Below are 25,685 nucleotides of genomic sequence, written 5' to 3'. Positions count from 1 at the left end.
GCTCAGTAGCTCCGCGGCATGCCGAGGACGTGTTCGCCGATATAGCTCAGCACCAGATTGGTGCTGATGGGCGCCACCTGATAGAGCCGCGCCTCGCGGTATTTCCGCTCCACATCGTATTCCTCGGCGAAGCCGAAGCCGCCATGGGTCTGGATGCAGGCCTCGGCCGCGGCCCAGGCGGCCTCGGCGGCGAGCATCTTCGACATGTTGGCTTCCTCGCCGCAGGGCAGGCCGGCCTCGAATTTCTCGAGGCCCGTCTTCAGCAGCGCCTCCGCGGCGCGCATCTGCGCATAGGCGCGGGCGATGGGGAATTGCACGCCCTGGTTCTGCCCGATCGGCCGGCCGAACAGCACGCGTTCATTGCTGTAGTCCACCGCCTTCCGGATGAACCACTTGGCGTCGCCGATGCTCTCGGAGGAGATCAGCAGCCGCTCCGCATTCATCCCGTCCAGGATGTAGCGGAAGCCGCGGCCCTCCTGCCCGACGAGGTTCGCAGCCGGCACCACCATGTTGTCGAAGAAGACCTCGGTGGTGTTGTGGTTCATCATGGTGCGGATGGGGCGGATGGTCAGGCCGTGGCCCAAAGCCGCCTTCATGTCCACGATGAAGGTGGAGAGCCCTTCGGTCTTCTTCGCCACCTGGTCGCGCGGGGTGGTGCGGGCCAGCAGCAGCATCAGGTCGGAATGCTCGGCCCGGCTGGTCCAGATCTTCTGGCCGTTGACGATGTAATTCTCGCCCTCGCGCTTCGCCACGGTGCGCAGCGCGGTGGTGTCGGTGCCGCTGGTCGGCTCGGTCACGCCGAAGGCCTGCAGGCGCAGCTCGCCGCTGGCGATCTTCGGCAGGTATTTCGCCTTCTGCTCCGGCGAGCCGTGCCGGAGGATGGTGCCCATGATGTACATCTGGGCGTGGCAGGCGCCGGCATTGCCGCCGGAACGATGGATCTCCTCGAGGATCGCGGCGGCGGCCGAGAGCGGCAGGCCGGCGCCGCCATATTCCTCGGGGATCAGGGCGCCGAGATAGCCGGCCTCGGTCAGGGCCTGGACGAATTCGGTCGGGTAGGCCCGTTCGCGGTCCACCTTGCGCCAGTATTCCCCGGGGAAGCGGGCGCAGAGCTTGGCCACTTCCTCGCGGATTTCGGCATGCGGGTCGGCGGCGATCAGCGGCTGGTCCATGGGGAGTTCCTCCGGCCCCTCCGATTACGGCCAGGGCGCCGGGCTGGCAAGCGGGCGGAGCGGCCTGCCCGGCCGCGCCGGCCCCGCCGGATGGGCACCCCTGTCGGCCGGCGGCGCATCCGGCGGCGGCGGATCGGGCGAGATCCCGGATCCGCGCGCCGCCGGGGGGAGCTTCGCCGGACCCCGCAAGCCCTCGCGCTATTCCGGCCGCACCCCCGTCGCCAGCGTCCGCTCATCCATCCGCGGCTCATGCCGCAGCCCGCGCCGCACCGCCCAGCTGTTCACGAGCTGGAAGAGCGGGATGATGGCCACGTCATCCGTCGCCAGCTTCACCGCCTGGCGCAGCAGCGCCGCCCGCTGCGCATCGTCCAGCGTCGCCGCGGCGCGGGCCGTCAGCGCATCCAGATCGGGGTTGGAGTAGCGGCCGACATTGCTGGCGCCGGTGCGCTTCTCCCGGTCGAAGGTGCCGAGGATGTTGACCAGCGCATAGCTCGCCTCGCCCGTCACGCTGCCCCAGCCGCCCAGCCTTATGCCGTATTCCTGGCGGGAGGAGCGGACGGAGAAGCTGGCCCAGGGCGCCGCCTCCACCTCGGTGCGGATGCCGATGCGGGTCCACATCTGCGCCACTGCCTGGGCGGCGCGGGCATCGTTCGGGTAGCGGTCGTTCGGCGTGTGGAAGACCATGCGGAAGCCGTTCGGGTAGCCCGCCTCGGCCAGCAGCTTCTTCGCGCCCTCGGGATCGTAGGCGGGCGGCCGCACCTCCGGATTGTAGCCGAAGGTGCCTTCCGGCAGCCATTGCCCGGTCGGCAGGGCGGTGCCCTCCATCACCCGCTCCGCCAGGGCCTGGCGGTTGATGGCGATGGAGAGCGCCCGGCGCACCCGGACGTCGTCGAAGGGGTTCGCCGCCAGCGGCTTGCCCTCATTGTCGGTGATGAAGGGCACCTGGCCGCGGCGGGAGCGGTCGGGCGTCACATAGATCAGCCGCAACCCCTGGATTTCCGAGAGCTGCAGGCGCGGCTCCCGCCGCAGCTTCGCCATGTCCGAGGACGGCACCTGGTCGATCACATCGACATCGCCGGCGAGCATCGCGGCCGTGCGCGCCGCGTCATTGGCGATGAAGCGGTAGGAGACCCGGGCCCAGGGCTCGGCGCCGCGGAAATAGCCGTCATTGCGCAGCAGCTCGGTGCGGTCGCCGGGGCGGTAGGCGGCGAAGCGGTAGGGGCCGGTGCCGATCGCCGCCTTGCCGCTGTTGTAATCCTCCGGCAGCGCGCCCTGGCCGGCATGGCGGGAGATCACCGCCACCGAGGCGAGCTCCGTCGGCAGCAGCGGATGCGGCGCGGCGGTGTGCAGGCGGATGGTGTGGGCATCCACCACCTCCACCTTCTGGATCGCGCGGACGAAGCCGCCGAACCCACCCGGGCTGCCCGGCACGTCCGGCGCGCGGCGGATGGTGAAGGCGACATCCTCCGCGGTGAAGGGCTGGCCATCATGCCAGGCGACGCCCTGGCGCAGCCTGAACTCCCACGCCGTGCCGTCGATCACCCGCCAGCTTTCGGCAAGGCCGGGATAGGGCTGCGCCTTGGCGTCCCGTTCCACCAGCCGGTCGAAGAGATGCATGGCCAGGCTGTTGTTGGGGGAGGCGTTGTAGAAATGCGGGTCCAGCGAGGTGACGGCGCCGCCGATGCCGATGGCAAGGCCGGCGCCGCCATTGGCCGTGCCGCTGGCCGTGGTGCCTTGGGCCTGGGCCGGCGCGGGGGCGAGCAGGGGGCCGAGCAGCAGGCTGGCGGCAAGGGCGGCGGCGTGGCGCATGGGGGTCTCCGGCTGGCGTCCCTGCCCATGTAGCAGCGCCGCGGCCCGCTGGCATCCGGCTTGCGTTGCCCCGCCCTGGCAGCAGGACGGGGGGCGGAATGCCAGGACCGCAGGCAGGGGAATGCCGGAGCCTTGGGCAGGCTGCCCATCCGGGCGCAGGCCGGGCACATGCTGGCAGGGGGAGGGGGCCGCTGCTACACTGCGGCAGGGCTAGGCTTCTGGGGCATAGAATGAAACAAGGTCTGCAAGCGGCGGGCAGCGCCGCCATGGCCGCATGCCTTCTGGCGGGGGGTGCGGCGGCGCAGACCCTGACCATGGGCGTCGGGGCGCCGGTCACCTCGCTGGACCCGCATTACCACCAGCTCTCGCCCAATACGGCCGTGGCGCACATGATCTTCGGCGGGCTGACCATGACGGACAGCCATGCGCGGGTCGTCGCCGGCCTCGCCGAAAGCTGGCGCGCGGTGGATGAGACGACCTGGGAGTTCAGGCTGCGCCCCGGCGTGCGCTTCCACAATGGCGGCGAATTCACCGCGGAGGACGTCGCCTTCACCTTCCAGCGCGTGCCCAACGTGCCGAATTCCCCCTCCTCCTACGCCATCTACACGCGGCCCATCCGGCAGGTGGAGATCGTCGATCCGCTGACCCTGCGCCTGCGCACCGCCGCGCCCTATCCGCTGATGCCGACGGACCTGGCCAGCGTGATGATCCTGGACCGCGAGACCCATGCCCAGGCGACGACGGAAGGCTTCAATGCCGGCCCCATGGCGGTGGGCACGGGGCCCTTCCGCATGGTCAGCCACCGCAATGGCGACCGGATCGAATTCGAGCGCAACGAGGCCTATTGGGGCACCAAGCCGCATTGGCAGCGCGTGACCTACCGGATGATCACCAATGACGCGGCGCGCACCGCGGCGCTGCTGGCCGGCGATGTCGAGGTGATCGACCAGGTGCCGACCAGCGACCTGGCGAAGCTGCGCGCCGATCAGCGCCTGACCCTGGCGGAGGTGACCGGCCTCCGGCTGATCTTCCTCAGCCTGGACCACAGCCGGGCGGAGAATTCGCCGCAGGTCGCCGACAATGAGGGCAGGCCGATCCAGCAGAACCCGCTGAAGGATGTGCGGGTGCGGCGGGCGCTCTCCATCGCCATCGACCGCGCGGCGATCACCGAGCGGATCATGGAAGGCTCCGCCATCCCCTCCGGCCAATTCCTGCCGGAAGGCGCCTTCGGCTACCTGCCCGGCCTCGCCGCGCCGCGCGCCGATGCCGAGGCGGCGAAGAAGCTGCTGGCGGAGGCGGGCTTCCCCAACGGCTTCCGCCTCACCCTGAGCGGGCCGAATGACCGCTACCCGAACGATGCCCGCATCATCCAGGCGATCGGCCAGATGTGGACCCGCGCCGGCATCCGCACCACCGTGGAGGCGCAGCCCTGGACCAGCTTCGTCGCCCGCGCCGCGCGGCAGGATCTCTCCGCCTTCCTGATCGGCTGGGGCACCTCCTCCGGCGAGGCCTCCAACCCGCTGCGCAACCTCGTCGCCAGCTTCGACCGCGACAAGGGCTACGGCGCCTCCAACCGCGGCCGCTACTCCAACCCGGAGGTGGACCGGCTGATCGACCGCGCCATGCAGGAGCTGGACGATGCGAAGCGGGAGGAGCTGCTGCGCCAGGCGAGCCGCGTCGCCTTCGAGGATGTCGGCATCATCCCGCTGCACATCCAGAAGAATGCCTGGGCCATGCGCCGCGGCCTGGTGATGGATGCCAGGGCGGATGAGCTGACGCGGGCGCAGGATGTCCGCCCGGCGGCGCCGCGATGACGGTCTTCCTCCTGCGCCGCCTGCTCCAGGCGGTGGGCGTCGTGCTGGCCATGTCGCTGCTGGTCTTCCTCGGCGTCTATGCCATCGGCGATCCGGTGGAGATCCTGATCAGCCCCGAGGCCGACCAGATCGAGCGGGAGCGGGCGGTGAAGGCGCTCGGCCTCGATCTGCCGCTGTGGCAGCAATATCTGGTCTTCCTGGGGCGGGCGCTGCAGGGCGATCTCGGGCGGTCCTTCGTGTTCAACGAGCCGGCGCTCAGGCTGATTCTGCAGCGCATGCCGGCGACGCTGGAACTGGCCTTCGGCGCCACCATCGTGGCGCTGCTCATCGGCCTGCCGCTCGGCCTCTATGCCGGGCTCCGGCCGAAATCCGCGCTCTCCCAGGGGATCATGGCGGGCAGCATCCTCGGCTTCTCGCTCCCCACCTTCTGGGTCGGGCTGATGCTCATCATGGTCTTCGCCGTGCAGCTCGGCTGGCTGCCCAGCACCGGGCGCGGCGAAACGGTGGAGGTGCTCGGCATGCGCTGGTCCTTCCTGACGCGGGACGGCCTCGCGCATATGGCCATGCCGGCGCTGAACCTCGCGCTCTTCAAAATCAGCCTCGTCATCCGCCTGACCCGCGCGGGGGTGCGGGAGACGATGCTGATGGACTATGTGAAATTCGCCCGGGCCAAGGGGCTTTCCCCCGCCCGCGTCACCTTCGTCCATGTCTTCAAGAACATCCTGATCCCGGTGGTGACGGTGGTGGGGCTGGAATTCGGCGGCACCATCGCCTTCTCGGTCGTCACGGAGAGCGTCTTCGCCTGGCCGGGCATGGGCAAGCTGATCATCGACAGCATCAACGTGCTCGACCGCCCGGTGATGGTGGCCTATCTGATGATCATCGTGCTGCTCTTCATCACCATCAACCTGGTGGTGGACATCACCTATTCCGTGCTCGATCCGCGCGTCCGGCTGGAGGGCAAGGCATGAGCAGCACCGCCGCCGGCAGTATCGCCCCGCCGCGGGTCGAGACGCCCTTCCGCCGCTTCGTCGCCGAATTCGCCGAGAGCAAGCTGGCGCTGTTCGGGCTGCTGCTCTTCACCATCATCGCGCTGGTGGCGATCCTCGCCCCCTGGATCGCGCCGCAGAACCCTTATGACCTCGCCCAGCTCGACATCATGGATGGGCGGCTGGAGCCGGGCAGCGTGGGCGGCGCCGGCTTCACCTACTGGCTCGGCACGGATGACCAGGGGCGGGACATGCTCTCCGGCATCATGTACGGGCTGCGCATCTCCCTCCTCGTCGGTGCCGGCTCGGCCATCATCGCCTGCCTGGTCGGTGCCTCGCTGGGGATGATCGCCGCCTATGCCGGCGGGCGCACGGACAGCCTCATCATGCGGCTGGTCGATCTGCAGCTCTCCTTCCCCGCCATTCTCGCCGCGCTGATGATCCTCGCCTTCCTCGGCAAGGGGATTCTGAACGTCGTCATCGCGCTGGTGGTGGTGGAGTGGGCCTATTACGCCCGCACCGTGCGCGGCTCCGCGCTGGTGGAACGGCGGCGCGAGTACATCGAGGCGGCGCAATGCCTGGCGCTGCCGACGCGGCGCATCATCTTCCGCCATCTGCTGCCGAATTGCCTGCCGCCGCTGATCGTCGTCGCCACCATGCAGGTGGCGCGCGCCATCGCGCTGGAAGCCACGCTCTCCTTCCTCGGCCTCGGCGTGCCGATCACCGAGCCCTCCCTCGGCCTGCTGATCGCCAATGGCTATGAGTACATGCTGAGCGGGAAATACTGGATCAGCTTCTACCCGGGCATCGCCCTGCTGGTGACCATCGTCTCCATCAACCTGGTCGGCGACCAATTGCGCGACGTGCTGAACCCGAGGCTGAAGCGGTGACGCCCCCCACTCTCGAGGTCCGCAATTTGCGGACCCACTTCTTCACCCGCGCCGGCGTGGTGAAGGCGGTGGACGACGTCTCCTTCACCGTGGAGCGCGGCAAGGTGCTCGGCCTGGTGGGAGAAAGCGGCTCGGGCAAGACGGTCACCGGCTTCTCCATCCTCGGCCTGGTCGATCCGCCGGGGCGGATCACCGGCGGGCAGATCCTGTTCAAGGGCACCGACCTCGCCACGCTGAGCGAGGCGCAGATGCGCGACCTGCGCGGCAACCGCATCGCGATGATCTTCCAGGACCCGATGATGACGCTGAACCCGGTCCTGCGCATCGACACCCAGATGATCGAGACGGTCCTGGCCCACGCCAGGGTCAGCCGCGCCGAAGCCAGGCAGCGGGCGCGGGATGCGCTGGGCCAGGTCGGCATCCCCTCGCCGGAGGAACGCCTTGCCGCCTATCCGCACCAATTCTCCGGCGGCATGCGCCAGCGCGTCGCCATCGCCATCGCCCTGCTGCACAAGCCGGACCTCATCATCGCCGACGAACCCACCACCGCGCTCGACGTCACCATCCAGGGCCAGATCCTCGCCGAGGCGCAGAAGCTCTGCACGCAATACGGCACGGCGCTGATCTGGATCACCCATGACCTCTCGGTCGTCGCCGGCCTCGCCGACGACATCGCGGTCATGTATGCGGGGAAGGTCGCGGAAAGCGGCCCGGTGAGCGAAGTGCTGGACGCGCCGCTGCACCCCTACACCCGCGGCCTGATCGGCAGCGTGCCCAGCCGCAACCATCGCGGCGCGCCGCTCAGCCAGATCCCCGGCATGACCCCCAGCCTGCTCAACCTGCCGCCGGGCTGCGCCTTCCGCGCCCGCTGCCCGCGCGCCGAGGCGCGCTGCGCCGAGCCGCCGCCCTTCGCGGAATACCTGCCAGGGCGGCATGCGCGCTGCATCCACCCCCATCTGGCGGAGGTCGCCGCGGCATGAGCGAGACCCTGGAGGCCCCGGCCATGCGGACCACCGAGGCGCCGCCGATCGTCGAGGCCCGCGGCGTCTCCCGCCGCTTCGCGAAGACGCTGGATTTCGCCGCGAAGCTCGCCCGCCGCCTCGGCGTGAAGGTGCGGGAGGAGGTGGTGCATGCGGTGGACGGCGTCGACCTCGCCATCCGCCGCGGCGAGGTGGTCGGGCTGGTGGGCGAGAGCGGCTGCGGCAAATCGACGCTCGGCCGGATGATCGCCGGCATCCTCCCGCCGAGCGACGGCGTCATCCTCTCCCATGGCCGCGACCTGCGGAGCCTGGACGGGCCGGAGGCGCGGCGGGTGAAGCTCGCCACCCAGATGATCTTCCAGGACCCTTACGCCTCGCTCAACCCGCGGCTGAAGGTGGAGGAGATCGTCGGCGAGGCGCCGCTGGTGCACGGGCTGGCGCGGCGTTCGGAACTCGCCGCCTATGTCGATGAGCAGCTCCGTCGCGCCGGCCTCGATCCCGCGCTGAAGAAGCGCTACCCGCACCAATTCAGCGGCGGCCAGCGGCAGCGCATCGGCATCGCCCGGGCGCTGGCGGTGCAGCCGGATTTCCTGGTCTGCGACGAGGCGGTGGCGGCACTCGACGTCTCCATCCAGGCGCAGATCCTGAACCTCTTCATGAAGCTCCGGAAGGAGCTGGACCTCACCTACCTGTTCATCAGCCATGACCTTGGCGTGGTGGAGCATCTCTCCGACCGCGTCGTCATCATGTATCTCGGGCGCGTGGTGGAGGAGGCGCCGGCGGAGGAGGTCTTCCGCTCGCCCAACCACCCCTACACCCAGGCGCTGCTGGCGGAGGTGCCGCGGATCGACGCGCGCAAGCGCAGCTTCGCCGGGGTGCAGGGGGAAATCCCCTCGCCGCTGAATCCGCCCAGCGGCTGCCATTTCCACCCGCGCTGCCCGCATGCGATGGAGCGCTGCAAGCTGGAACGGCCGGCGCTGAAGGCGATCGCGCCCGGGCGGCGGAGTGCGTGTCATCTGAACGATCTGGCGTGAGGGATGGGCCCCTGACGCCGAACTCAGAGAACGCCACGAAGATCGGGGGCTTTGCCCGTTGGCGGCAGTGCCGCCAACGGGCAAAGCCCCCATTCTACTGCCTCACCCCGGCTTCGCCGCCCGGAAGAACGCCGCCGCCGCCACGCAGCCCAGCCCCGCCAGCAGCCAGGGCACCGGCCCATACCCCCCGAACCCCTCCCACAGCAGCGCGATCGCCAGCGGCGCCAGGGTCCGCGGCAGCAGCGAGACCATGGTCAGCGCCCCGGTGATGGTCCCATAGGCTTCCCGCCCCAATATCTCCGCCACCCCCGCCGCCCGGACGATGGTCATCAGCCCATCCGCCATGGCCCAGAGCAGCGCATAGAGCAGGAAGGGCAGCAGCGCCGGCGGCGCCACCGCCAGCACCAGCATGGCGCAGGGCGTCAGCAGCGTCGCCAGCCGGCCGACATCCCGCATCGTCACAAGCGGCCCCAGCGCGAAGAGCAGCGCCCGCGCCGCCACGGTGAAGGGCCCCTGCAGGGAGACGATGAGGATCACCATCGGCTCCGCCAGCCCGCGTTCCCGCAGCAGCGGGATGAGATGCGCCGTCAGCCCGATGCTGATGAAGCTCAGCGCCCCCAGGCAGGCGGCGATCTGCAGGAAGGCCGGCCGCCGCACCGCCCGCCACAGGCTGAAGCCCGGGCGCGGCGCCGTGCTGGTCCGCCCGCCCTCGGCCGGCAGCAGCCAGAGCGTCAGCGGCACCACCACGGCCTGCAGCGCCGCCAGCGCCAGCAGCGCGCCGCGCCAGCCCAAGCCCTCGATCAGCAGCGCGGTCAGGGGCGTGAAGATGGTGGCGGTGAAGCCGGTGACGAAGGTGATGCCGGTGATGGTCCGCGCCGGATCCCGCGCCATCGCCACCACCACCGCCATGGCCGGGGCCCAGAGCGAGGCGGCATGCGCCAGCCCCATCAGCAGCCAGATGCCCCAGAAGACGGGCAGGGAGGAGGTGGCGGCCCAGCCCAGCAGCAGCACCGCCCCGGCGCCCGCGCCCCAGGCCAGCATGCGCCGCCCGCCGGAGCGGTCCACCATCCGCCCCACCGGAATGGCGGCCAGGCCGGAGACCAGCAGGGCCAGCGTCAGCCCGGCATTGAACGCCGCCCGGCTCCAGCCGAGCTCCGCCTCCAGCGGCGCGCCGAACAGGGGGAAAGCGTAGTACAGCGTGCCCCAGCCGATGGTCTGGCCGAGCGCGATGCCCCAGAGCAGGCGGGTGTCGGCGGCGGGCAGCGGCTCCGCATCCGGCGCCGCCGCCGTCGCCCCGGGCGTCGCCTCCGGCGGCGTATTCCTCGGCGCCGCCGCTTCCGCCCTGGCAGCGGGCTGGCTCACACCGTGAACTGCTCCGCGATGATCCGCTCGGACAGCCCGTGGTCCGGGTCGAACAGCAGGGTCAGCGCCACGCCGCGATCCTCCCGCACCTCCACCCGGCGGACCTCCCGCACCTCGGTATAATCCGCCACGGCGGCGACCGGGCGCTTCTCGCCCTCCAGGATCTCGAAGGCGACCTCGGCATCGGCGGGCAGCAGCGCGCCGCGCCAGCGCCGCGGGCGGAAGGCGGAAATCGGCGTCAGCGGCAGCAGGTTCGCCCCCAGCGGCACGATCGGCCCATGCGCCGAGAGGTTGTAGGCCGTGCTGCCCGCCGGGGTGGAGACCAGCACCCCGTCGCAGATCAGCTCCGAAAGCCTCTCCTTGCCGTCGATCAGGATGCGGATCTTGGCCGCCTGCCGCGTCTCCCGCAGCAGCGAGACCTCGTTGATCGCCAGCGCTTCCCGCACCGCGCCGCCGGCGGTGATGGCGCGCATGCGCAAGGGGTGCAGCATGGCGGCCTGGGCATCCGCCAGGCGTTCGGGCAGTGCCTCCTCCCGGTAGTCGTTCATCAGGAAGCCGACGCTGCCGCAATTCATCCCATAGACCGGGATGTTGCGGCCCAGCAGCCGGTGCTGCGTCTCCAGCATGCAGCCATCGCCGCCGAGCGCCACGATCGCCGCCGCCTGCTCCAGCGGCGTGTCGCCGTAGCGGGCCACCAGCCGGGCGCGGGCGGCGCAGGCGGCTTCCGTGGCGGAGGCCAGGAAGGCGATGCGCCCGGCGAAATCCTCCGGCGTCTGGGTGACGGGCAGCGGGAAGCTCGATACCGGCTCGCTCACAGCGAAATCGGCCGCGCGTCGCGGTGGGCCAGCACCGGCATGTCCCGCCGCACCCGCGCCGTCACCGCCCCGTCGATGCGCGCCGTCGCCCAGCCCACCCCGTCCGAGACCTTGGCCACCACATGCCCCCAGGGATCCGCCACCAGGGAATGGCCGTAGACCGAGCGCATCTGGCCGCGCTCCTCATACTGGCCCCAGGAGGCGGCGGCGAGGATCCAGCACTGGCTCTCGATGGCCCGGGCGCGCAGCAGCACCTCCCAATGGTCCTTGCCGGTGGCGAGGGTGAAATTGGAGGGGACGAAGATCGCTTCCGCCCCCGCCCGGCGCAGCGCGACGTATTCCTCGGCGAAGCGCATGTCGTAGCAGATGGTGCAGCCGAAGGTGATGCCGCCCGCCTCGAAGGTCACCAGCCGGTCGCCGGCGCCGTAGAGCGCGCTCTCGCGGTAGCCGGTGCCGTCCGGGCCGGTGATGTCGAAGAGGTGGATCTTGCGGTAGCGGGCGATCTCGGTGCCGGCGGGGTCGAAGACCACGGTGGTGTTGAACAGCTTCCCGTCGCCCGCCTCCACCATGCTGCCGCCATGGACGAAGATCCCGTGGCGGCGGGCGAGGGCGCGCAGCAGCTCATAGGCCGGGCCGCCGGGCTCACCGCTGCCCTCGGGGGGCAGCACCTCCGCCGCCGCCATGCGCGCCTCGCGGCCGCCGCCGAGATTGGTCCAGGTCTCGGGCAGGGTGACGAGGCCGGGGCGGTCGGCCTCGACGGCGGCGGTGATGAGCCGCTCGGCCTCCGCCAGGTTCCTCGCCTTGTCGCTGCCCTGGTTCATCTGGATGACGCTGACGCGCATCGCTCGGAATCCCTGTGCCGGTCCGGCGCATCAAGCCGTGGCGTGGGCCGCAGGGCAAGGGCACGCCCGCGGGGAGGGATTTGCCCCCTGCCGGACCCACCCCGCCGGGGGGCGCCATCGGCCACCCCCCATCGTCGCCGGGGTCCGCCGCAGGCCGAGGGGCGTTTGAAGACCTCGAGTCCGGGCCGCGTGGCTCAGCGGCGGGGCCAGTCGAGGCGCGGCTCGGCGCGGCTGGCGCGGCCGCCTTCCGGCCAGGCGGCGGGGGGCGGCACGGGCGGGGCGGTGCGGGGCAGGCTGTCCTCCGGCACCCGCAGCCCATGGCCCGGCATCTCCACCCAGTCATCCGCCATGGCGCGCCGCGGCGCGTCCGAAAGCCGCAGGGAAAGGCCGCGCAATTCGGCCTGGATCTCGTCGAGCTGCGCCTCGATCTGCTCCAGCCGGCCCTTCACCCCGAAGACGCTGAAGGGCATCAGCAGGAAGGCGAGGCCCATCAGCAGCAGCAGCAGAAGGGCCAGCAGCCCGGTCCATTCCGGCATGCCCGGCACGGCGAGGCGGGTCGCCATGTCCTGCAGCAACTCCATCGCCCATTCCCCTGGCTGCCAGCGTCGCCGGGCGCAGCCGCCCGCCGTGGCGGGAGAATAGCTTGAGCCGGGGCAGGGGGGCAAAGCGCGGAAGCATACGCGGCGGAGGAGAGGGCGCGCCTGCACCCCGGAGCGGGGAGGGGGGCGGCAGTTTCCGCGCCGGCGACGTCGCAGGAGGCCGGCGGGATGCCTTCGCCCCGGGCGGGGTCGGCAGCACGGCCCTGCCGGCGAGGGCAGAACGACGAGGGCGGAAGCCCCCGCCAGCCAGGGGCCGCACCGCTGCCGGCGGGCGAAGCCCCCGCCCTCCGGCGGGGACCCAATCCGGGGTCAGCCCCCGGTCACGCTCATATGCCGCCCCACCGCCGGGGTCTTGTGCCGGCGGTCGATGACGAAATCGTGTCCCTTCGGCTTGCGGGCGATCGCCGCCTCGATGGCCGCGCGCAGCCCCGCCTCGTCCACCGCCGGGTCGCGCAGCGGCCGGCGCAGATCCGCCGCATCCTCCTGCCCCAGGCACATGTACAGAGTGCCGGTACAGGTCAGCCGCACCCGGTTGCAGGATTCGCAGAAATTATGCGTCATCGGGGTGATGAAGCCGAGCCGCCCGCCGGTCTCCTTCACCGTGAAATAGCGGGCCGGCCCGCCGGTGCGGTAGTCGGTCTCCTCCAGCGTCCAGCGCTGCCGCAACTGCGCCCGCACCAGGGAGAGCGGCAGGTACTGGTCCACCCGCTCGCCGGTGATCTCGCCCATCGGCATGGTCTCGATCAGCGTCAGGTCGAAGCCGTGCTCGCCGCACCAGGCGAGCATCCGGTCGTATTCGCCCTCATTCACGCCCTTCAGCGCCACGGCGTTGATCTTCACCGCGAGGCCGGCGGCCTTGGCGGCGAAGATGCCGTCCAGCGTCTTCTCCAGCTCCCCCCACCGCGTCACCGCCTTGAAGACCGCCGGGTCCAGGCTGTCGAGCGAGACGTTGATGCGGCGGACGCCCGCGGCGTACAGCCCCTCCGCCATATGGCCGAGCTGGGTGCCGTTGGTGGTGACCGTCAGCTCCTTCAGCCCGCCCCCTCCCAGGCGCGCGCCGAGGCTCTGGAACAGCGTCATCACCCCCTTGCGCACCAGCGGCTCCCCGCCGGTCAGGCGGATGCGCTCCACGCCGAGGGAGATGAAGGCGCCGCAGAGCCGGTCCATCTCCTCCAGCGTCAGCACCTCCCGCTTCGGCAGGAAGGTCATGTCCTCCGCCATGCAGTAGACGCAGCGCAGGTCGCAGCGATCGGTAACGGAGACACGCAGATACGAGATCCGCCGGCCGAACGGATCAATCATGGCGCCATGCCCAGGGTTCGCATGTCCAGGGTTCGAGAGCTCATTCACGCCCTGCATTTGGTCCGTCTCCCCCCGGGGCCGCAACCCCCGGGGCGGCCCGTCCGGCGGGTTTCGCCGCCGGGCCGGTCGCTCCGGGCCGGCGGAAGCGGCGAAATTTCAGGGGTCTTCAGGTCCGATTATGTCCAGCGTGACCTGTTTCGCATTGATCAACAGCTTGCCCGCGTGCTCGAAATTCACCGTCACGCGGTCGCCGATCACGGACTGGACCTGACCGATCCCCCAATCCGGGCGATCCGGGTGCCGGACCCACATGCCGGGCTCGATGAGCCCGGTCACGTTCCGGCCCTCATGCGGGGGAAGGAATTGACTAACCGGAATGTGATCAACACGAGACGACCCGCTCCCCGCAGGATGGAAAAGGAATGAGTGCCGCTTCCCGACTTTCCCGGCTGGTCGCTGCCCGGCTCTGTCATGATCTCGGCGGCGTGGTCGGCAGCCTGTCCGGCACTCTCGACATGCTCAGCCAGGGTGACGCCGAGCTGCTGGCTCTGTCACGTGAATCCGCCACCGCGCTGCGGCTGCGGCTGCGGCTCTACGGCGCCGCCTGGGGCATGGGCAGCGGGACGCTGGACGCGCCGGCGATCGGCGAGTTGCTGCTGGGCGCCCCCGCCTTCCCCCGGGTGCAATTCGCGTTGGCAGGGCTTTCCGTCGCTGGCCCGGTGCCGGCGGAGCTGGTGCCGCTGGTGCTGAATGCCGCGCTGCTGGGGGCGGAGGCGCTGCCGCGCGGCGGGACCGTGCATGTTGCCGGCGATGCGGCGGCGGGCTTCACCATCCTGCCGGAGGGGCGCAGCGTGGCCTGGCCCGCCGCGCTGCTGCGCCTGCTGGCGGATGACGATCTGGACGCCGCCATGGCGGAGGGGCCGCGGCGCATGGTGGTGCCCCTGCTGGCGGTCCTGGCGGCGGCGGAGGGCTACGCCCTTTCCCTGGCGCTGGGGGTGGGGCCGGCACCGCCGCTGGTGCTGGCCAAGGGGTGAGGCGGGGCTTCGCCCCGTGCCCCGGCAGGGGGCGCTGTCCCATGGGCTGGACCGGGTGTCCTGCCCGCGAAGTCCGCTGGATTTCCAGCGAACTTCGCGGGCAAGCAGGCCACTGAAACGAAAGCTGGTGTCCCGCTTCCGCAGTCCTGCGGAAGCGGGACACTGGGAAGGTATGAAAAACAAGCGGGAAGGTCGGCGGCTTTGCCCGTTGGCGGCAGTGCCGCCAACCCCCACCGGGGCCAGGACCCGGCGCCGGACCCCGGTGTGAGTTCTGGCCCGGGTGCTGAACCAGCAGGCTCAGGGCGGGGTCGGCGGCGGAGCCCCATTTGCCTGCCCCCTCTCCCCCGCGCTACGCATCGCGCTGGGAGTCCCGCAATGAACGCCATCACCGACGCCACCGCCCGCCTGCCCGTGCAGCAGGAGGCCGCCGCCCTGCTCGAGACCGCCGCCCGCGCCGCCCGCGCTGCCGCGGCCGAACTCGCCCGGGCGCCGCGACCGGCGAAGGACCAGGCGCTGCGCGCCGCCGCCGCCGCGCTGCGGCGCGCTGCGCCGGCCATCCTCGCCGCCAATGCCGCCGATGTGCTGGGCGCCCCGGATCTCTCCCCCGCCTTCAAGGACCGCCTCACCCTCACCCCCGCCCGCATCGAGGCGATGGCCGTGGGCCTCGAGGAGATCGCCGAGCTGCCCGACCCGGTCGGCCGCACCCTGGCGGAATGGACCCGTCCCAACGGCCTGCTCATCCGCCGCATCGCCCAGCCGCTCGGCGTCATCGGCATGATCTTCGAGAGCCGGCCGAACGTCGCCGCCGATGCCGCCGGGCTCTGCCTGAAATCCGGCAATGCCGTCATCCTGCGCGGCGGCCGCGAATCGCTGCGCAGCGTCGCCGCCATCCATGCGACGCTGGCGGAAGGGCTGCGCGCGGCCGGCCTGCCGGAGGCGGCGGTGCAGGTCGCCCCCAACGCGGACCGCGCCTTCGTCGGCGCCATGCTCGGCGCCGCCGGCCTCATCGACCTCATCATCCCGCGCGGCGGCAAGGGCCTGGTGACGCGGGTGATGGAGGAGGCGCGGGTGCCGGTCCTCGCCCATGCCGAGGGCCTCTGCCACACCTATGTCCACGCTGCCGCCGCGCCGGAGATGGCCCGCCGCATCCTCGCCAATGCCAAGATGCGCCGCACCGGCGTCTGCGGCGCCACCGAGACCCTGTTGATCGACGCCGCCATCGCCCCTGCGCTGCTGCCGCTGCTGGTCGCCGACCTGCGGGCGCTGGGCTGCGCGTTCCGCGCCGATGCCCGCGCCCGCGCCATCTGCCCGGAGCTGCAGCCCGCCACGGCCGGGGATTTCAGCACGGAATGGCTGGACGCCATCCTGAACGTCGCGGTGGTGGACGGGGTGGCGGCGGCCATCGCGCATATAGGCCGCCACGGCTCGGAGCATACCGAGGCGATCATCACCGAGGATGCGGCGGCGGCGGAGGAATTCCTCGCCGGCATCGCCTCGGCGGTCGGGCTGTGGAACGCCTCCACGCAATTCTGCGATGGCGGCGAATTCGGCTTCGGGGCGGAAATCGGCATCGCCACCGGCCGGCTGCATGCCCGCGGGCCGGTGGGGTTGGAGCAGCTCTGCACCTATCGCTACCATGTCCTCGGCACGGGCCAGACCAGGCCCTGACGGCCGGCGGCACGGCAGCATGCGCGAGCCCCGCAGCCGGCCGCGCGATCCGCGCTGCCGGTGAGGCCGCCGCAAGCGGTCACGCTCTGGGGGAGGGGACGGAAACACATGCCGGGATTGCCCGGCCCCGCGGGGGATCGGCGGCGGGCGCGCATCGGGCTGCTGGGCGGCAGCTTCAACCCGGCCCATGCCGGGCATCGCCATGTGGCGGAACGGGCGCTGCGGGCGCTGCGGCTGGACCAGGTCTGGCTGCTCGTCTCCCCCGGCAACCCGCTGAAGCCCGCCGCCGGCATGGCCCCCTTCGCGGAGCGCCTGGCCTCCGCCCGCGCCATCGGCGACGGCGTGCGGGTGGTGGCGACGGCGCTGGAGGCGCGGCTGCACAGCCGCTTCACCGTCGCCACCCTGGCCAAGCTGGCGCGGCGCTTCCCGCGCGCCCGCTTCGTGCTGCTGATGGGGGCGGACAATCTCCGCCAGCTCCCGCGCTGGCGGCGCTGGCGCCTGCTGGCCCGGCACACCCCCATCGCCGTGCTGCCACGGCCCGGGGAGACCCGCCGGGCGCTGAGCGGCCAGGCGGCGCATGCCCTGGCGCGCTGGCGGCGGCGGCCGGCGGCGCTGCTGGCGGGGCCGCTGGGCGGAGGGCCCGCGGCGTGCCGGGCGGCGGCCCACGCGCCGTGGTGCCTGGTGCCGGCGCGGGAACATCCGGCCTCCGCCACCGCTATCAGGGTGGCGCGGGCCGGTCTGGGGCAGGGCGACCGCAGCCTGGCCGGGCCGGACAGCGCTCCGGCCAGGCCGCGGTAAGCCGCCCAGGGCTTATTTTCCGGGGCGGGACCGGCATGCGCCCGCTCCGCCGTCCTGCCCGCTCCCCGCGCTGGATTTCCGGCGAAGGGAGCGGATAAGCAGGCCAAGGAACACCAAGGCCGGCGGCCTGACGGCGAAGTCCGCGGGACTTCGGACATCAGGCCGCCGGACTGTCCGCGGATATGACAAGAGGAGGCGGCCATCGCCCGCAGCCCGAAGCCCCCTGCCGGGGAGGAGAGCACCGCCAGCCCGTCGGCCGCGCCGAAGCGCCGTGCCCGCCCCTCGGCCGAAGCAGCGCCGGCCGGGCCGGTGGCGAGGCCGCGCGGCCGGAAGGCGGGGCCTGCCCCGGCCGGGGAGGCCGCGCCGGTGACGGCGCAGGCCTCGCATGCCCGGAAGGCGGCCGCCGCCCCGGCCGGGGAAGCTGCCCTGCCGCCGCGGCGCGGCCGCAAGCCCGCCCCTGAAGCGGGGGAGACGCCGCCCGCGGCCATGCCGCCGCATGCCGGGGAAGCTGGGCCGGCACCGCGGCGCGGCCGCAAGCCCGCCCCTGAAGCGGGGGAGACGCCGCCCGCGGCCATGCCGCCGCATGCCGGGGAAGCTGGGCCGGCACCGCGGCGCGGCCGCAAGCCCGCCCCTGAAGTGGCGGGGGAGACGCCGTCCGCGGTCATGCCCTCGCATGCCGAGGAAGCTGCGGCCGGGACGGACTCCGTTGCCGCGGCACCCCGGCCCCGCGCCCGCAGATCCGCCGGCGGCGCGGTAACCCGCAGCCAGGTGGCAGCGGGGCCGGAGGCAGCGCCGCAGCCCCGCCGCGCGCGCAAGCCGAAGGCGGAGCCGGCGCGGCTGGACGCGCTGGTGGCCGCCGCCCGCGCCAGCCTGGAAGACGACAAGGCCGAGGATGTGCTGGTGCTGGACGTCACCGGCCGGGCCAGCTTCACGGACCGGATGATCATCGCCACCGGGCTGGCGGACCGGCAGATCCAGGCCATGGCGGAGCATCTGGAGGAGGCGCTGGAGAAGGCCGGGCTGAAGCTCAGCCGCAATGCCATCCAGGCCTCGCCCGATTGGGTGCTGATCGATGCCGGCGACCTGGTGGTGCACCTGTTCAAGCCGGAGGCGCGGGCGACCTATGCGCTGGAGCGGATGTGGGGGCCGGACTCGCCGGTGGGCGAGGGCAGTGGCGGGGGGTGAGGGGATGGGGCCGCGCCGTGGGATGATGCGGCGGTTCGGCGGGCTTGGTTGCGGCCAGGGCGAGGCGCCGATGCGTCCCTGCGCCCTGGTTCGGCGGCATGCCCTGGTTCTCCGCCAGCCCCACCCCGGCCCTCCCCCGCCAGCGGGGGAGAGAGAGCGGATTCTCTCCTCCGCTGGCGGGGGAGGGTTAGGGCGGGGGTGGAACGGCGCGCGGGGGTGGAACGGCGCGCGGGGGTGGAACGGCGCGCGGGGGTGGAACGGCGCGCAGGCACGGCGCGGCGCGCAGGGGCGAGACAGCGCATGGCGGGGGCGGGATGGCGCCCTTGGGCGGGAACACCCGCCGCAACGGCACTGCCCGCCCCCTCAGCCCGCCGCGTGAAGCCCCCCCGCCTGATCGCCATCGGCCGGCTGAAGCCGGGGCCCGAGGCGGCGCTCTTCGCCCAGTACAATGCCCGGCTGCGCCCGCCCTTCGCGGTGACGGAGCTGGCCGAGGCCCAGGGCAGCCCCGCCGAGGCCCGGCGCCGCGAGGGCGCCGCCCTGCTGGCCGCCCTGCCGGAGGCCGCCTATGCCGTGGCGCTGGACCTCGGCGGCGCGGCCCCCGGCTCCGAGGCGCTCGCCGCGCTGGCGGCGCGCTGGGAGGCGACGGGAAGGCCGCTCTGCTTCCTGATCGGCGGGGCTGAGGGGCTGGACCCGGCGGTGCTGGCCCGGGCGGATCACCGCCTTTCCCTTGGGCCGCTGACCTGGCCGCATTTCCTGGTGCGCGGGCTGCTGGCCGAGCAATGGTACCGGGTGCAGGCCATCCGGGCGGGCCACCCCTACCATCGTGCCTGGCGGCCTAGGCGAGATTGATCGATCCGAATTTGGAATGCCATTCTGCCTTTGAGACGGGCGAGGATGGCAGCCGGCGGGAGTGGATGAACTCTCATCCATCAGTTTTGGCCAGTTTTGGCATGCATAAGAGGGGGGACATGTGGAAGAAGATCAATGCGATTCTTGAGAGTATTTCATCTCATTGGTCGCTTATCGCGCTTATTGGAAGCACCGGATTCGTAACAATACTCACCAGCTGGGCCGCCGCGGTAACTAAGTGGCTCGCACCGTGCGGTGTAATTACCTGGATAGCTTGTGGACTAGCAGCTGGAGGTCTTTTTGTCCTCTTATGGCTAGCTGCGGCTATTGCAAGAGAACGCATCATAAAGGCATCTATTGAGAATCATTTCTGTCATCGACAAGACTCCATAAATCCACTTCAAGATGAATTCAAGAAAAGAAGAATTGATGTTTCCAATCTTGTATCACCAATAGAACCGATAGTGCGAAAAAAGAGGTTTATAGAATGTGATATAGTAGGCCCTTATAATATCGCTTTATCTGCCACCAGACCAAGTGAAGGAGGAATGAAAGATTGTCGCATGACAAGTGTGTGTGCGGTGATGGTGGCAGATAATGTTCCTATATATAATTTTGTATTATTCGAAGACTGTACTTTCGAAAGATGCAGAATACATAAAGTTACCTTCCTATTTTTGGAGTCCGATTACGTGTGGGCAAATCAAGTTTTGCCTGGCCTACACTGGTTGACACCACCTCCTGCTGTAGGGAAAAAAGCGACCCAAAGGTAGAATATTCATGATATGGCCTCTGACCTCTAGCTGCGGCGAGCTAGAAGAATATTAACTTAGTTGCGTACGCCAGCGTGTGTAGCCGTTGCTTTGTCTGGTACCTTTTCCCATGCTCCTCCTGCTGCTCGCCGCCCTGCTCTGGCTCGGCCTGCATTTCGGCCTGGCCGGCACCGGGCTGCGCGGCATCGCCGTCGCCCGCCTCGGGGAGGGCGGCTTCCGCGCCGCCTTCTCCCTCCTCTCCGTCGCCTCCCTGGTGCTGCTCATCCTCGCCTGGCGCGGCGCCGAGACCCAACCCCTCTGGTTCGCCCCCGCCGGGCTGCGCTGGGTCCTGGCCTTCGCCATGCTGCCCGCCTTCCTGCTGCTGGCCTTCGCCCTCCTCGGCCCCAACCCCACCGCGGTGGGCGGCCGGCCCGGCCAGCCGGCCCGCGGCATCCAGCGCATCACCCGCCACCCCATGCTCTCGGCCATCGCCCTCTGGGCCGCCATCCACCTCATCGGCAATGGCGACACCGCCAGCCTGGTCTTCTTCGGCACCCTCCTCCTCACCGCTCTGGCCGGCATGCCCGCCATCGACGCCAAGCTCGCCCGCCGCGCCCCGGCGGAATGGGCGCGCCTCGCCGCCGCCACCTCCGCCTTGCCCTTCGGGGCCATCCTCGCCGGCCGCAACCGCCTGGCCCTCGGCGAGCTCGGCTGGCGCGCCCCGCTGCTCGGCCTGCTCGCCTGGGCGGCGGTGCTGCATCTGCACCCGTTGCTCTTCGGCGTCCCGGTCCTGCTCGCGGCCTCTTGATCGCAACCCCCGATTGCCGCCATTCAGGACACAGAACGAGGCCGGGGCAGGAACCATGCAGGAAACCGTCACCACCGCCGAGGCGGACGGCTCGCCACGGGCGCGCGTCGCCCATTTCGTCAGCTCGCCGGGCTTTCAGAGCCTGATCCTCTGGCTCATCGTGCTGAACGCCATCACCCTCGGCCTCGAGACCTGGCCGAGCCTGATGGCCGGCTGGGGCGGGGTGATCGGGGCGCTCAACCACGCCCTGCTCGCCATCTTCACCCTGGAGATCGCGCTCCGCATTCATGCCTTCCGCGGCCGGCTGTTCCAGGACCCCTGGGGGCTGTTCGACGTCATCGTCGTGGCCATCGCCTGGGTGCCGGCCAGCGGGCCCTTCGCCGTGCTCCGGGTGCTCAGGGTGCTGCGGATCCTCCGCCTGGTCAGCATCGTCCCCTCGCTGCGGGTGGTGGTGGAGGCGATGCTGGCCTCCATCCCCGGCATGGCCAGCATCGTCGCGCTGATGCTGCTGCTCTTCTATGTCTGCGGGGTGATCACCACGCAGCTCTTCGGCGCCGATCTGCCGGAGCGCTTCGGCACCTTCGGCGACAGCCTGCTCTCCCTCTTCCAGTTGATGACGCTAGAAGGCTGGCCGAGCGACATCGCCTTCCCGCTGGCGGAGAAGCAGCCCTGGGCCTGGCTCTTCATCATCCCCTTCATCCTGGTCGCCACCTTCGTCGTGCTGAACCTCTTCATCGGCGTCATCGTGGACAGCATCTCCTCCCTGAAGGATGAGCGGGAGGCGGCGCTGCAGCAGAAGGCGATGGCCCAGGCGGAGGCCGATACGGCGCTGATGCTGCGGGAAATCCGGGCGCTGCGCGCGGAGGTGGCGGAGCTCCGGGCGGCGGGCATCGGAAAGCCCTGATCCCGGCCGTCCCTGCTAGAGCGGGATCGGTTGAGCTGCGCTCACCCGCCCCGCTCTAGCTCGTTGTTCGGTCGCGTGATTCACGGTTTCGGTCGATTCGACCTCAACCGATCACGCTCTAGAGCAGATCGCCGGAGGGCGGCATCGCCCGGAGGCGTGAATCTGCTCTAGCCCTTTGTTTCCTCACATTTTCCAAGTCGTCCGGCGATTTCGCCGAAGTTGAAAATGCTCTCCGAAAGCGACGCCGGGACAATCCGCCGGTGATCGAGGCCCGCAGAGGCCCCTCCGGTTGGCAGGCTGAGCCGGTAGGGGGCTTGCCCTGGGGCCACGCCTGGGGGGAGGCTGCGGCATGAGCCATGCGGATGCCCGGCTGCTGGCGCGGCCGACCGCCCCTGCACCGGACGCCCCACGCCCCCTGCCGCCCGGCCTCCACAGCCTCGGCCAGGGGGAGGGGCGGGAGGGAAAGCTGCGGGTGCCGCCCGCCGGCCTGCCCGGCCCGCTGCCGCTGATCGTCATGCTGCATGGCGCGAGCGGCGATGCGGCGCGCGCCCTTCGCCGCATCGCCCCGATCGCCGATTCCGCCCTGGTGCTGCTGCCGGAAAGCCTGGGCCCCACCTGGGACGTGCTGCTGGACGGCTACGGCCCGGATGTGGCGCGGCTGGATGCGGCGCTGGCCGGCGTGCTGGCGGCATGGCCGGTGGACCCGGCGCGCATCGCCATCGCCGGGTTTTCCGACGGCGCCTCCTACGCCCTTTCCCTTGGACTGATGAATGGCGAGCTCTTCACCCATGTGCTCGCCTTCTCCCCCGGTTTCGCCGCGCCGCTGCACCTGGAAGGCCGGCCGCGCTGCTTCTTCAGCCACGGCCTGGCCGACCCGGTGCTGCCTTTCGAGCGCTGCAGCGGCCGGCTGGTGCCGCAGCTCCGGCGCTATGGCTACACCGTGCTGTTCCGCGAATTCGCCGGCGGGCATGAGGTGCCGGAGGAGATGGCGCTGACCGCGCTGGCCTTCCTCATGGCGAGGCCCTGACCGGCCGGGCGACGCCAGCCGGGGCCAGGCCGGCGGGACCGCCGGCGCTTCGCCCCGCCCCGCGCTGCCGCGACCGGTCGAAGCCGGCCCGCGGACCGGTGCCGGCCCTGCCTCGGGCAGCGTTCCGGGAGCAGAGCGCCGGCCTGGAGGCAGCCCTACGGCGCCGCCCCCCTTTCCACCTGGGAGGCAAGCCCGCCCGCCGGCACCCCCCGCGACGCCCCCTGCCACCGCAGCCGCCGCGCCATGCGGTGGGAGGGCTGCTCCACCCAGCGATACATCGCCGCCGCCGCCGGCAGGGAAAGCCCGATCGCCAGCCCCGCCACCGCCAGGGGCGGCAGCCGGCCCCACAGCAGATGCACCAGCATCAGCAGCAGCGGCATGTGCACCAGGTACAGGCTGAAGGAGACCCGGCCGAGCCAGAGCGGCACGGGCCGCCGCAGCGCCGCCGCGAGGCCGCCCCCTGCCTGGGCCAGCAGGATCAGCAGCACGGAGGCGGCGATGACACCGTAATCTTGCGCCGCCATCGCCAGCATCACCACCGCGATCCCGGCGGCGGCCGCCCCCGCCCGGTCCAGCGGCGGCAGCCGGGCCAGCGCCAGCGCGGCGCCGGCGGCGAAGGCCGGCAGCAGCCCGGCGCTGGCGGCGAAGGTCCGCCACAGGCTGTCGCCCAGCGTCACCCAGCCCTCCGGCATGCCCGCCAGCCGCGCCACCCCGGCCCCCAGCAGGGAGGCCGCGAGCAGCAGCGCCAGATGCCCGCGGAACAGCAGCGCCAGCGGCAGCAGCAGGCAGACCCGCCACTCATGCACCAGGCTCCACAGCACCGGGTTGAGCTGGAAGCCGTCGCCATGGCTCAGCAGCAGCGCCTGCTGCAGCATGGCGGGCCAGGTCCACATCTCGTGCCAGCCGGCCTTGGCGACCAGATGCGGCACCTCGGCCGGCAGCGGGCCGTGCCAGGCCAGGCGCTGCAACAGCGCCGAGAACAGCAGGGAGGCCAGGACCGGTACCCCCAGCCGCACCGCCCGCTGCGCCGCATAGCTGGCCCAGCCCGGGGCGCTGAGCACGCTGCCCGGCTGTTTCGCCTCCTGCGCCGCCAGGGCCCGGGTCAGCACATAGCCGCTGAGGACGAAGAAGAAGAGCACCGCCGGCCGGCCGGTGGCGATGGGACGCAGCGGCGTCGCCTCCAGCGCCCAGCGCAGCCAGTCCGGCACCCATGGCAGGGAGAGATAGGCATGGTGCAGCACCACGATCAGCGCGGCGAGACCGCGCAGGGAATCAAGCTCGATCAGCCTGGCAGGATTTGGCCTCATGGGCTCCCGGATCCGTCGGGCCGGGACATGGGGGATGCCCTGGCCGGATGAAGCGCGGCCCGGAACGGTTCGGGGGGAGGCCACGCGGAAGGCGCCGCCCGCGCGGGGCGGCAGGGGGTGGAACCGCGAAGCGGGGGGCGAGTTGCATCGGTTCCCGCGCCCTGGGCGCGCCGGCCGGTGGCTCGCGGCGGGCGGTGGCGATGGCGACGCGCCGCTGCCGGCGGCTGAAAGGGCTTGGAATCCAGGCATCTGGTGGGGGCAGGGGGACAGCGCCGCCCGGCCCGGCGAGGCCGGCGGCGGGGTCCCTTCTTCACTAATTTCGCGATGAGTCTTCCGCGCGCGGGGGCGCATTGGCCTGGTCCTGGCCGTCCATCCGCGCTGCCGGCGGGCCCCGAGGCGGCACCCTATCGCCGGACCCGGCCGGCGGCGGCCGCAGGGGCTGGCCCGTGGCGTCGCCAGGCCGGGGCGGCCGCGACCACATCGCGGCTTCCCACCTTGCCGGGCCCGACGGGCACCGACCGCATCGCCCGGCCTTGGCTTTGCCGCGCCGGGTCGGTGGCCGCAGCGCTGGCTCGTGGCGTTGCCGGACGGGGGCGGCGACCACACCGCGGCTCTCCCGCCTTGCGGATCCGGCGGGCATCGGCGCATCGCCGGGGTCCTGGCTTGCCTGGCTAGGCCGGTGGCGGCGGCCGCATCGCGGCTCCCCACCTTGCCGGGCCCGGCCGGCATCGACCGCATCACGGCCCCCCGGCCTCGCCGCCCGGCATGGCGGCCTGCCTCGGCGCCGGGACCTCAGCGCTGAGGGCCCACGGGTCCCGCCGGCGGTGCAGCGCCCCTGGGCTTCCGCGGCACCGGGCGCCATCATCGCCCGGGCGGAGCCGCCATGCCGGTGGACCACGGGCACCGCAGCGGCCGGGGTCCCGGCCCGGCCCGCCCGCCCGACGGATGCAACGGAGGCAGGAACCCCATCCATGACCGAACCCGGCAGCAGAACGGCCATCGTCTCGGGCGCCGCGCGCGGCATCGGCCGCGCCATCGCCCTGGCCCTGGCGGAGAAGGGCCTGGCCGTCGCGCTGGTCGATCTGCGGGAGCAGGAGCTGGCGGCGACCGCCGCCGCGGTGCGCGCCCATGGCGTGCCCGCGCTCACCATCGCCGCCGACATCGCGGACTACCAGGCGGCACGGGACCATGTCGCCGCCATCCTCGGCGCCTGGGGGCGGATCGACGTGCTGGTGAACAACGCCGCCATGCTGCAGCCGCAGCGCGTGCTGGAGATCACCGAGGCGGAATGGGACCGCGGCATGGCGGTGAATCTGAAGGGCTATTTCAACTGGTCCCAGGCGGTGGCGCCGGCGATGCTGGCCCAGGGGGAGGGGCGCATCATCAATATGGGCTCGGTCTCCGCCCATACCGGCCCTTCCCCCCATGCCGCCAGCCGCTTCGCCTACAGCGCCACCAAGGCCGGCGTGCTCGGCCTGACCCGCGGCCTGGCGCGGGAGCTGGCGCCGCAGGTCTGCGTGAACGCCATCTGCCCCGGCGCCATCCTGACGGAGCGCACGGCGGAGTCCTTCGCCCCGCATCTGGAAAGGCTGCGCCAGTCCACGCCGCTCGGCCGGGTGGGCACGCCGGAGGACATCGCCGTGGTCGCCGCCTTCCTCGCCACCGCGACGCCGATGTTCATGACCGGCGAGGTCATCGACGTGGATGGCGGCGCCAACATCAACTGAAGGCGGCCTGGCCACCCC

The 25,685-nt window shown here is 71.6% G+C and carries 24 protein-coding genes; 15 read left to right on the top strand and 9 right to left on the bottom strand.

Translation table 11 applies throughout. From position 1 onward, the window contains the following. Positions 1 to 2 precede the first annotated feature (2 nt). A complete protein-coding gene (locus E5N76_RS19950) occupies positions 3 to 1,172 on the bottom strand; it encodes an acyl-CoA dehydrogenase family protein (protein WP_149539078.1) in 1,170 nt (389 codons plus the stop codon). Between the two features lie 198 nt (positions 1,173 to 1,370). After that, entirely contained in the window at positions 1,371 to 2,981 is a 1,611-nt protein-coding gene (locus E5N76_RS19945; RefSeq protein ID WP_149539077.1) for an ABC transporter substrate-binding protein, read from the bottom strand. A gap of 266 nt (positions 2,982 to 3,247) precedes the next feature. On the opposite strand from E5N76_RS19945, the gene E5N76_RS19940 reads away from it, so the two are divergent. Genes E5N76_RS19940 through E5N76_RS19920 form a run of 5 tightly spaced genes read left to right on the top strand, consistent with a single transcriptional unit; the run spans position 3,248 to position 8,688 of the window. Beyond that, positions 3,248 to 4,795 (top strand): ABC transporter substrate-binding protein, encoded by a 1,548-nt coding sequence (locus E5N76_RS19940; protein ID WP_235907789.1) that lies wholly within the window; start codon positions 3,248 to 3,250, stop codon positions 4,793 to 4,795. Then, the gene (locus E5N76_RS19935) at positions 4,792 to 5,766 is read left to right on the top strand and encodes an ABC transporter permease (RefSeq protein ID WP_149539075.1); all 975 of its coding nucleotides are present in this window, start codon (positions 4,792 to 4,794) and stop codon (positions 5,764 to 5,766) included. The genes E5N76_RS19940 and E5N76_RS19935 overlap by 4 nt, the downstream gene beginning before the upstream one ends. After that, a complete protein-coding gene (locus E5N76_RS19930) occupies positions 5,763 to 6,674 on the top strand; it encodes an ABC transporter permease (protein ID WP_149539074.1) in 912 nt (303 codons plus the stop codon). Before E5N76_RS19935 ends, E5N76_RS19930 begins: the two co-directional genes overlap by 4 nt. Then, on the top strand, positions 6,671 to 7,654 hold the full coding sequence (locus E5N76_RS19925) for an ABC transporter ATP-binding protein (protein WP_149539073.1): 984 nt from the start codon (positions 6,671 to 6,673) through the stop codon (positions 7,652 to 7,654). The genes E5N76_RS19930 and E5N76_RS19925 overlap by 4 nt, the downstream gene beginning before the upstream one ends. Continuing rightward, positions 7,651 to 8,688, top strand: coding sequence for an ABC transporter ATP-binding protein (locus tag E5N76_RS19920; RefSeq protein WP_149539072.1), 1,038 nt, complete (start codon positions 7,651 to 7,653; stop codon positions 8,686 to 8,688). Before E5N76_RS19925 ends, E5N76_RS19920 begins: the two co-directional genes overlap by 4 nt. 102 nt (positions 8,689 to 8,790) lie before the next feature. Here the strand turns inward: E5N76_RS19920 and E5N76_RS19915 are convergent, their stop codons facing one another. From E5N76_RS19915 to E5N76_RS19890, 6 genes are all read right to left on the bottom strand, one after another. Then, the gene (locus tag E5N76_RS19915) at positions 8,791 to 10,050 is read right to left on the bottom strand and encodes an MFS transporter (protein WP_149539071.1); all 1,260 of its coding nucleotides are present in this window, start codon (positions 10,048 to 10,050) and stop codon (positions 8,791 to 8,793) included. Continuing rightward, the gene (locus tag E5N76_RS19910; protein WP_187830296.1) at positions 10,047 to 10,838 is read right to left on the bottom strand and encodes an NAD kinase; all 792 of its coding nucleotides are present in this window, start codon (positions 10,836 to 10,838) and stop codon (positions 10,047 to 10,049) included. The genes E5N76_RS19915 and E5N76_RS19910 overlap by 4 nt, the downstream gene beginning before the upstream one ends. Before the next feature lie 23 nt (positions 10,839 to 10,861). Then, the gene (locus E5N76_RS19905) at positions 10,862 to 11,707 is read right to left on the bottom strand and encodes a carbon-nitrogen hydrolase family protein (RefSeq protein ID WP_149539070.1); all 846 of its coding nucleotides are present in this window, start codon (positions 11,705 to 11,707) and stop codon (positions 10,862 to 10,864) included. A gap of 194 nt (positions 11,708 to 11,901) precedes the next feature. Beyond that, a complete protein-coding gene (locus E5N76_RS19900) occupies positions 11,902 to 12,288 on the bottom strand; it encodes a hypothetical protein (RefSeq protein ID WP_149539069.1) in 387 nt (128 codons plus the stop codon). A 327-nt stretch (positions 12,289 to 12,615) separates the two neighbouring features. Further along, on the bottom strand, positions 12,616 to 13,608 hold the full coding sequence (gene moaA / locus E5N76_RS19895; RefSeq protein WP_149539068.1) for a GTP 3',8-cyclase MoaA: 993 nt from the start codon (positions 13,606 to 13,608) through the stop codon (positions 12,616 to 12,618). A 156-nt stretch (positions 13,609 to 13,764) separates the two neighbouring features. Then, positions 13,765 to 13,944, bottom strand: coding sequence for a DUF3553 domain-containing protein (locus E5N76_RS19890; protein ID WP_149539067.1), 180 nt, complete (start codon positions 13,942 to 13,944; stop codon positions 13,765 to 13,767). 86 nt (positions 13,945 to 14,030) lie between these two features. Here E5N76_RS19890 and E5N76_RS19885 point away from each other — a divergent pair, with 86 nt between their 5' ends. From E5N76_RS19885 to E5N76_RS19845, 9 genes are all read left to right on the top strand, one after another. Beyond that, complete coding sequence (locus E5N76_RS19885; RefSeq protein WP_149539066.1) at positions 14,031 to 14,642, top strand: histidine phosphotransferase family protein; 612 nt, start codon at positions 14,031 to 14,033, stop codon at positions 14,640 to 14,642. A 375-nt stretch (positions 14,643 to 15,017) separates the two neighbouring features. Further along, positions 15,018 to 16,310 carry a glutamate-5-semialdehyde dehydrogenase gene (locus E5N76_RS19880; protein ID WP_149539065.1) on the top strand — a complete coding sequence of 431 codons (1,293 nt, stop codon included), beginning with the start codon at positions 15,018 to 15,020 and terminating at the stop codon, positions 16,308 to 16,310. A gap of 108 nt (positions 16,311 to 16,418) precedes the next feature. Beyond that, positions 16,419 to 17,108, top strand: a complete 690-nt coding sequence (locus tag E5N76_RS19875) for a nicotinate-nucleotide adenylyltransferase (RefSeq protein WP_149539064.1) — start codon at positions 16,419 to 16,421, stop codon at positions 17,106 to 17,108. 768 nt (positions 17,109 to 17,876) lie between these two features. Then, on the top strand, positions 17,877 to 18,293 hold the full coding sequence (gene rsfS / locus E5N76_RS19870) for a ribosome silencing factor (RefSeq protein ID WP_235907788.1): 417 nt from the start codon (positions 17,877 to 17,879) through the stop codon (positions 18,291 to 18,293). A 375-nt stretch (positions 18,294 to 18,668) separates the two neighbouring features. Then, positions 18,669 to 19,142, top strand: coding sequence for a 23S rRNA (pseudouridine(1915)-N(3))-methyltransferase RlmH (locus E5N76_RS19865; RefSeq protein ID WP_235907787.1), 474 nt, complete (start codon positions 18,669 to 18,671; stop codon positions 19,140 to 19,142). A gap of 119 nt (positions 19,143 to 19,261) precedes the next feature. Next, positions 19,262 to 19,915, top strand: coding sequence for a hypothetical protein (locus tag E5N76_RS19860; RefSeq protein ID WP_149539061.1), 654 nt, complete (start codon positions 19,262 to 19,264; stop codon positions 19,913 to 19,915). A gap of 109 nt (positions 19,916 to 20,024) precedes the next feature. Further along, entirely contained in the window at positions 20,025 to 20,702 is a 678-nt protein-coding gene (locus E5N76_RS19855; RefSeq protein ID WP_149539060.1) for an NnrU family protein, read from the top strand. A gap of 55 nt (positions 20,703 to 20,757) precedes the next feature. Further along, positions 20,758 to 21,606, top strand: coding sequence for an ion transporter (locus tag E5N76_RS19850; protein WP_149539059.1), 849 nt, complete (start codon positions 20,758 to 20,760; stop codon positions 21,604 to 21,606). Between the two features lie 349 nt (positions 21,607 to 21,955). Then, entirely contained in the window at positions 21,956 to 22,633 is a 678-nt protein-coding gene (locus E5N76_RS19845; RefSeq protein WP_149539058.1) for an alpha/beta hydrolase, read from the top strand. A gap of 155 nt (positions 22,634 to 22,788) precedes the next feature. On the opposite strand, the gene E5N76_RS19840 is transcribed toward E5N76_RS19845, so the two are convergent. Further along, entirely contained in the window at positions 22,789 to 23,940 is a 1,152-nt protein-coding gene (locus E5N76_RS19840; protein ID WP_149539057.1) for an acyltransferase family protein, read from the bottom strand. Between the two features lie 971 nt (positions 23,941 to 24,911). Between E5N76_RS19840 and E5N76_RS19835 the strand changes: the two genes are divergently transcribed. After that, positions 24,912 to 25,667, top strand: a complete 756-nt coding sequence (locus E5N76_RS19835; protein WP_149539056.1) for an SDR family NAD(P)-dependent oxidoreductase — start codon at positions 24,912 to 24,914, stop codon at positions 25,665 to 25,667. The last annotated feature ends 18 nt before the right edge of the window (positions 25,668 to 25,685 follow it).

The organism is Siccirubricoccus phaeus (genome assembly GCF_008360935.1).
In the GTDB taxonomy this organism is placed as follows: Bacteria; Pseudomonadota; Alphaproteobacteria; order Acetobacterales; family Acetobacteraceae; genus Siccirubricoccus; species Siccirubricoccus phaeus.
The sequence above is the reverse complement of the archived record's forward strand: the minus strand, read 5'-3'. Positions and strand labels throughout refer to the sequence as shown.

What these genes read in the sequence shown, in the direction of transcription:
- E5N76_RS19950 (WP_149539078.1), bottom strand. Translation starts at nt 1,172, where the DNA reads ATGGACCAGCCGCTGATCGCCGCCGACCCGCATGCCGAAATCCGCGAG.
- E5N76_RS19945 (WP_149539077.1), bottom strand. Translation starts at nt 2,981, where the DNA reads ATGCGCCACGCCGCCGCCCTTGCCGCCAGCCTGCTGCTCGGCCCCCTG.
- E5N76_RS19940 (WP_235907789.1), top strand. Translation starts at nt 3,248, where the DNA reads ATGGCCGCATGCCTTCTGGCGGGGGGTGCGGCGGCGCAGACCCTGACC.
- E5N76_RS19935 (WP_149539075.1), top strand. Translation starts at nt 4,792, where the DNA reads ATGACGGTCTTCCTCCTGCGCCGCCTGCTCCAGGCGGTGGGCGTCGTG.
- E5N76_RS19930 (WP_149539074.1), top strand. Translation starts at nt 5,763, where the DNA reads ATGAGCAGCACCGCCGCCGGCAGTATCGCCCCGCCGCGGGTCGAGACG.
- E5N76_RS19920 (WP_149539072.1), top strand. Translation starts at nt 7,651, where the DNA reads ATGAGCGAGACCCTGGAGGCCCCGGCCATGCGGACCACCGAGGCGCCG.
- E5N76_RS19905 (WP_149539070.1), bottom strand. Translation starts at nt 11,707, where the DNA reads ATGCGCGTCAGCGTCATCCAGATGAACCAGGGCAGCGACAAGGCGAGG.
- E5N76_RS19900 (WP_149539069.1), bottom strand. Translation starts at nt 12,288, where the DNA reads ATGGAGTTGCTGCAGGACATGGCGACCCGCCTCGCCGTGCCGGGCATG.
- moaA (WP_149539068.1), bottom strand. Translation starts at nt 13,608, where the DNA reads ATGATTGATCCGTTCGGCCGGCGGATCTCGTATCTGCGTGTCTCCGTT.
- E5N76_RS19885 (WP_149539066.1), top strand. Translation starts at nt 14,031, where the DNA reads ATGAGTGCCGCTTCCCGACTTTCCCGGCTGGTCGCTGCCCGGCTCTGT.
- E5N76_RS19880 (WP_149539065.1), top strand. Translation starts at nt 15,018, where the DNA reads ATGAACGCCATCACCGACGCCACCGCCCGCCTGCCCGTGCAGCAGGAG.
- E5N76_RS19875 (WP_149539064.1), top strand. Translation starts at nt 16,419, where the DNA reads ATGCCGGGATTGCCCGGCCCCGCGGGGGATCGGCGGCGGGCGCGCATC.
- E5N76_RS19860 (WP_149539061.1), top strand. Translation starts at nt 19,262, where the DNA reads ATGTGGAAGAAGATCAATGCGATTCTTGAGAGTATTTCATCTCATTGG.
- E5N76_RS19855 (WP_149539060.1), top strand. Translation starts at nt 20,025, where the DNA reads ATGCTCCTCCTGCTGCTCGCCGCCCTGCTCTGGCTCGGCCTGCATTTC.
- E5N76_RS19850 (WP_149539059.1), top strand. Translation starts at nt 20,758, where the DNA reads ATGCAGGAAACCGTCACCACCGCCGAGGCGGACGGCTCGCCACGGGCG.
- E5N76_RS19845 (WP_149539058.1), top strand. Translation starts at nt 21,956, where the DNA reads ATGAGCCATGCGGATGCCCGGCTGCTGGCGCGGCCGACCGCCCCTGCA.
- E5N76_RS19840 (WP_149539057.1), bottom strand. Translation starts at nt 23,940, where the DNA reads ATGAGGCCAAATCCTGCCAGGCTGATCGAGCTTGATTCCCTGCGCGGT.
- E5N76_RS19835 (WP_149539056.1), top strand. Translation starts at nt 24,912, where the DNA reads ATGACCGAACCCGGCAGCAGAACGGCCATCGTCTCGGGCGCCGCGCGC.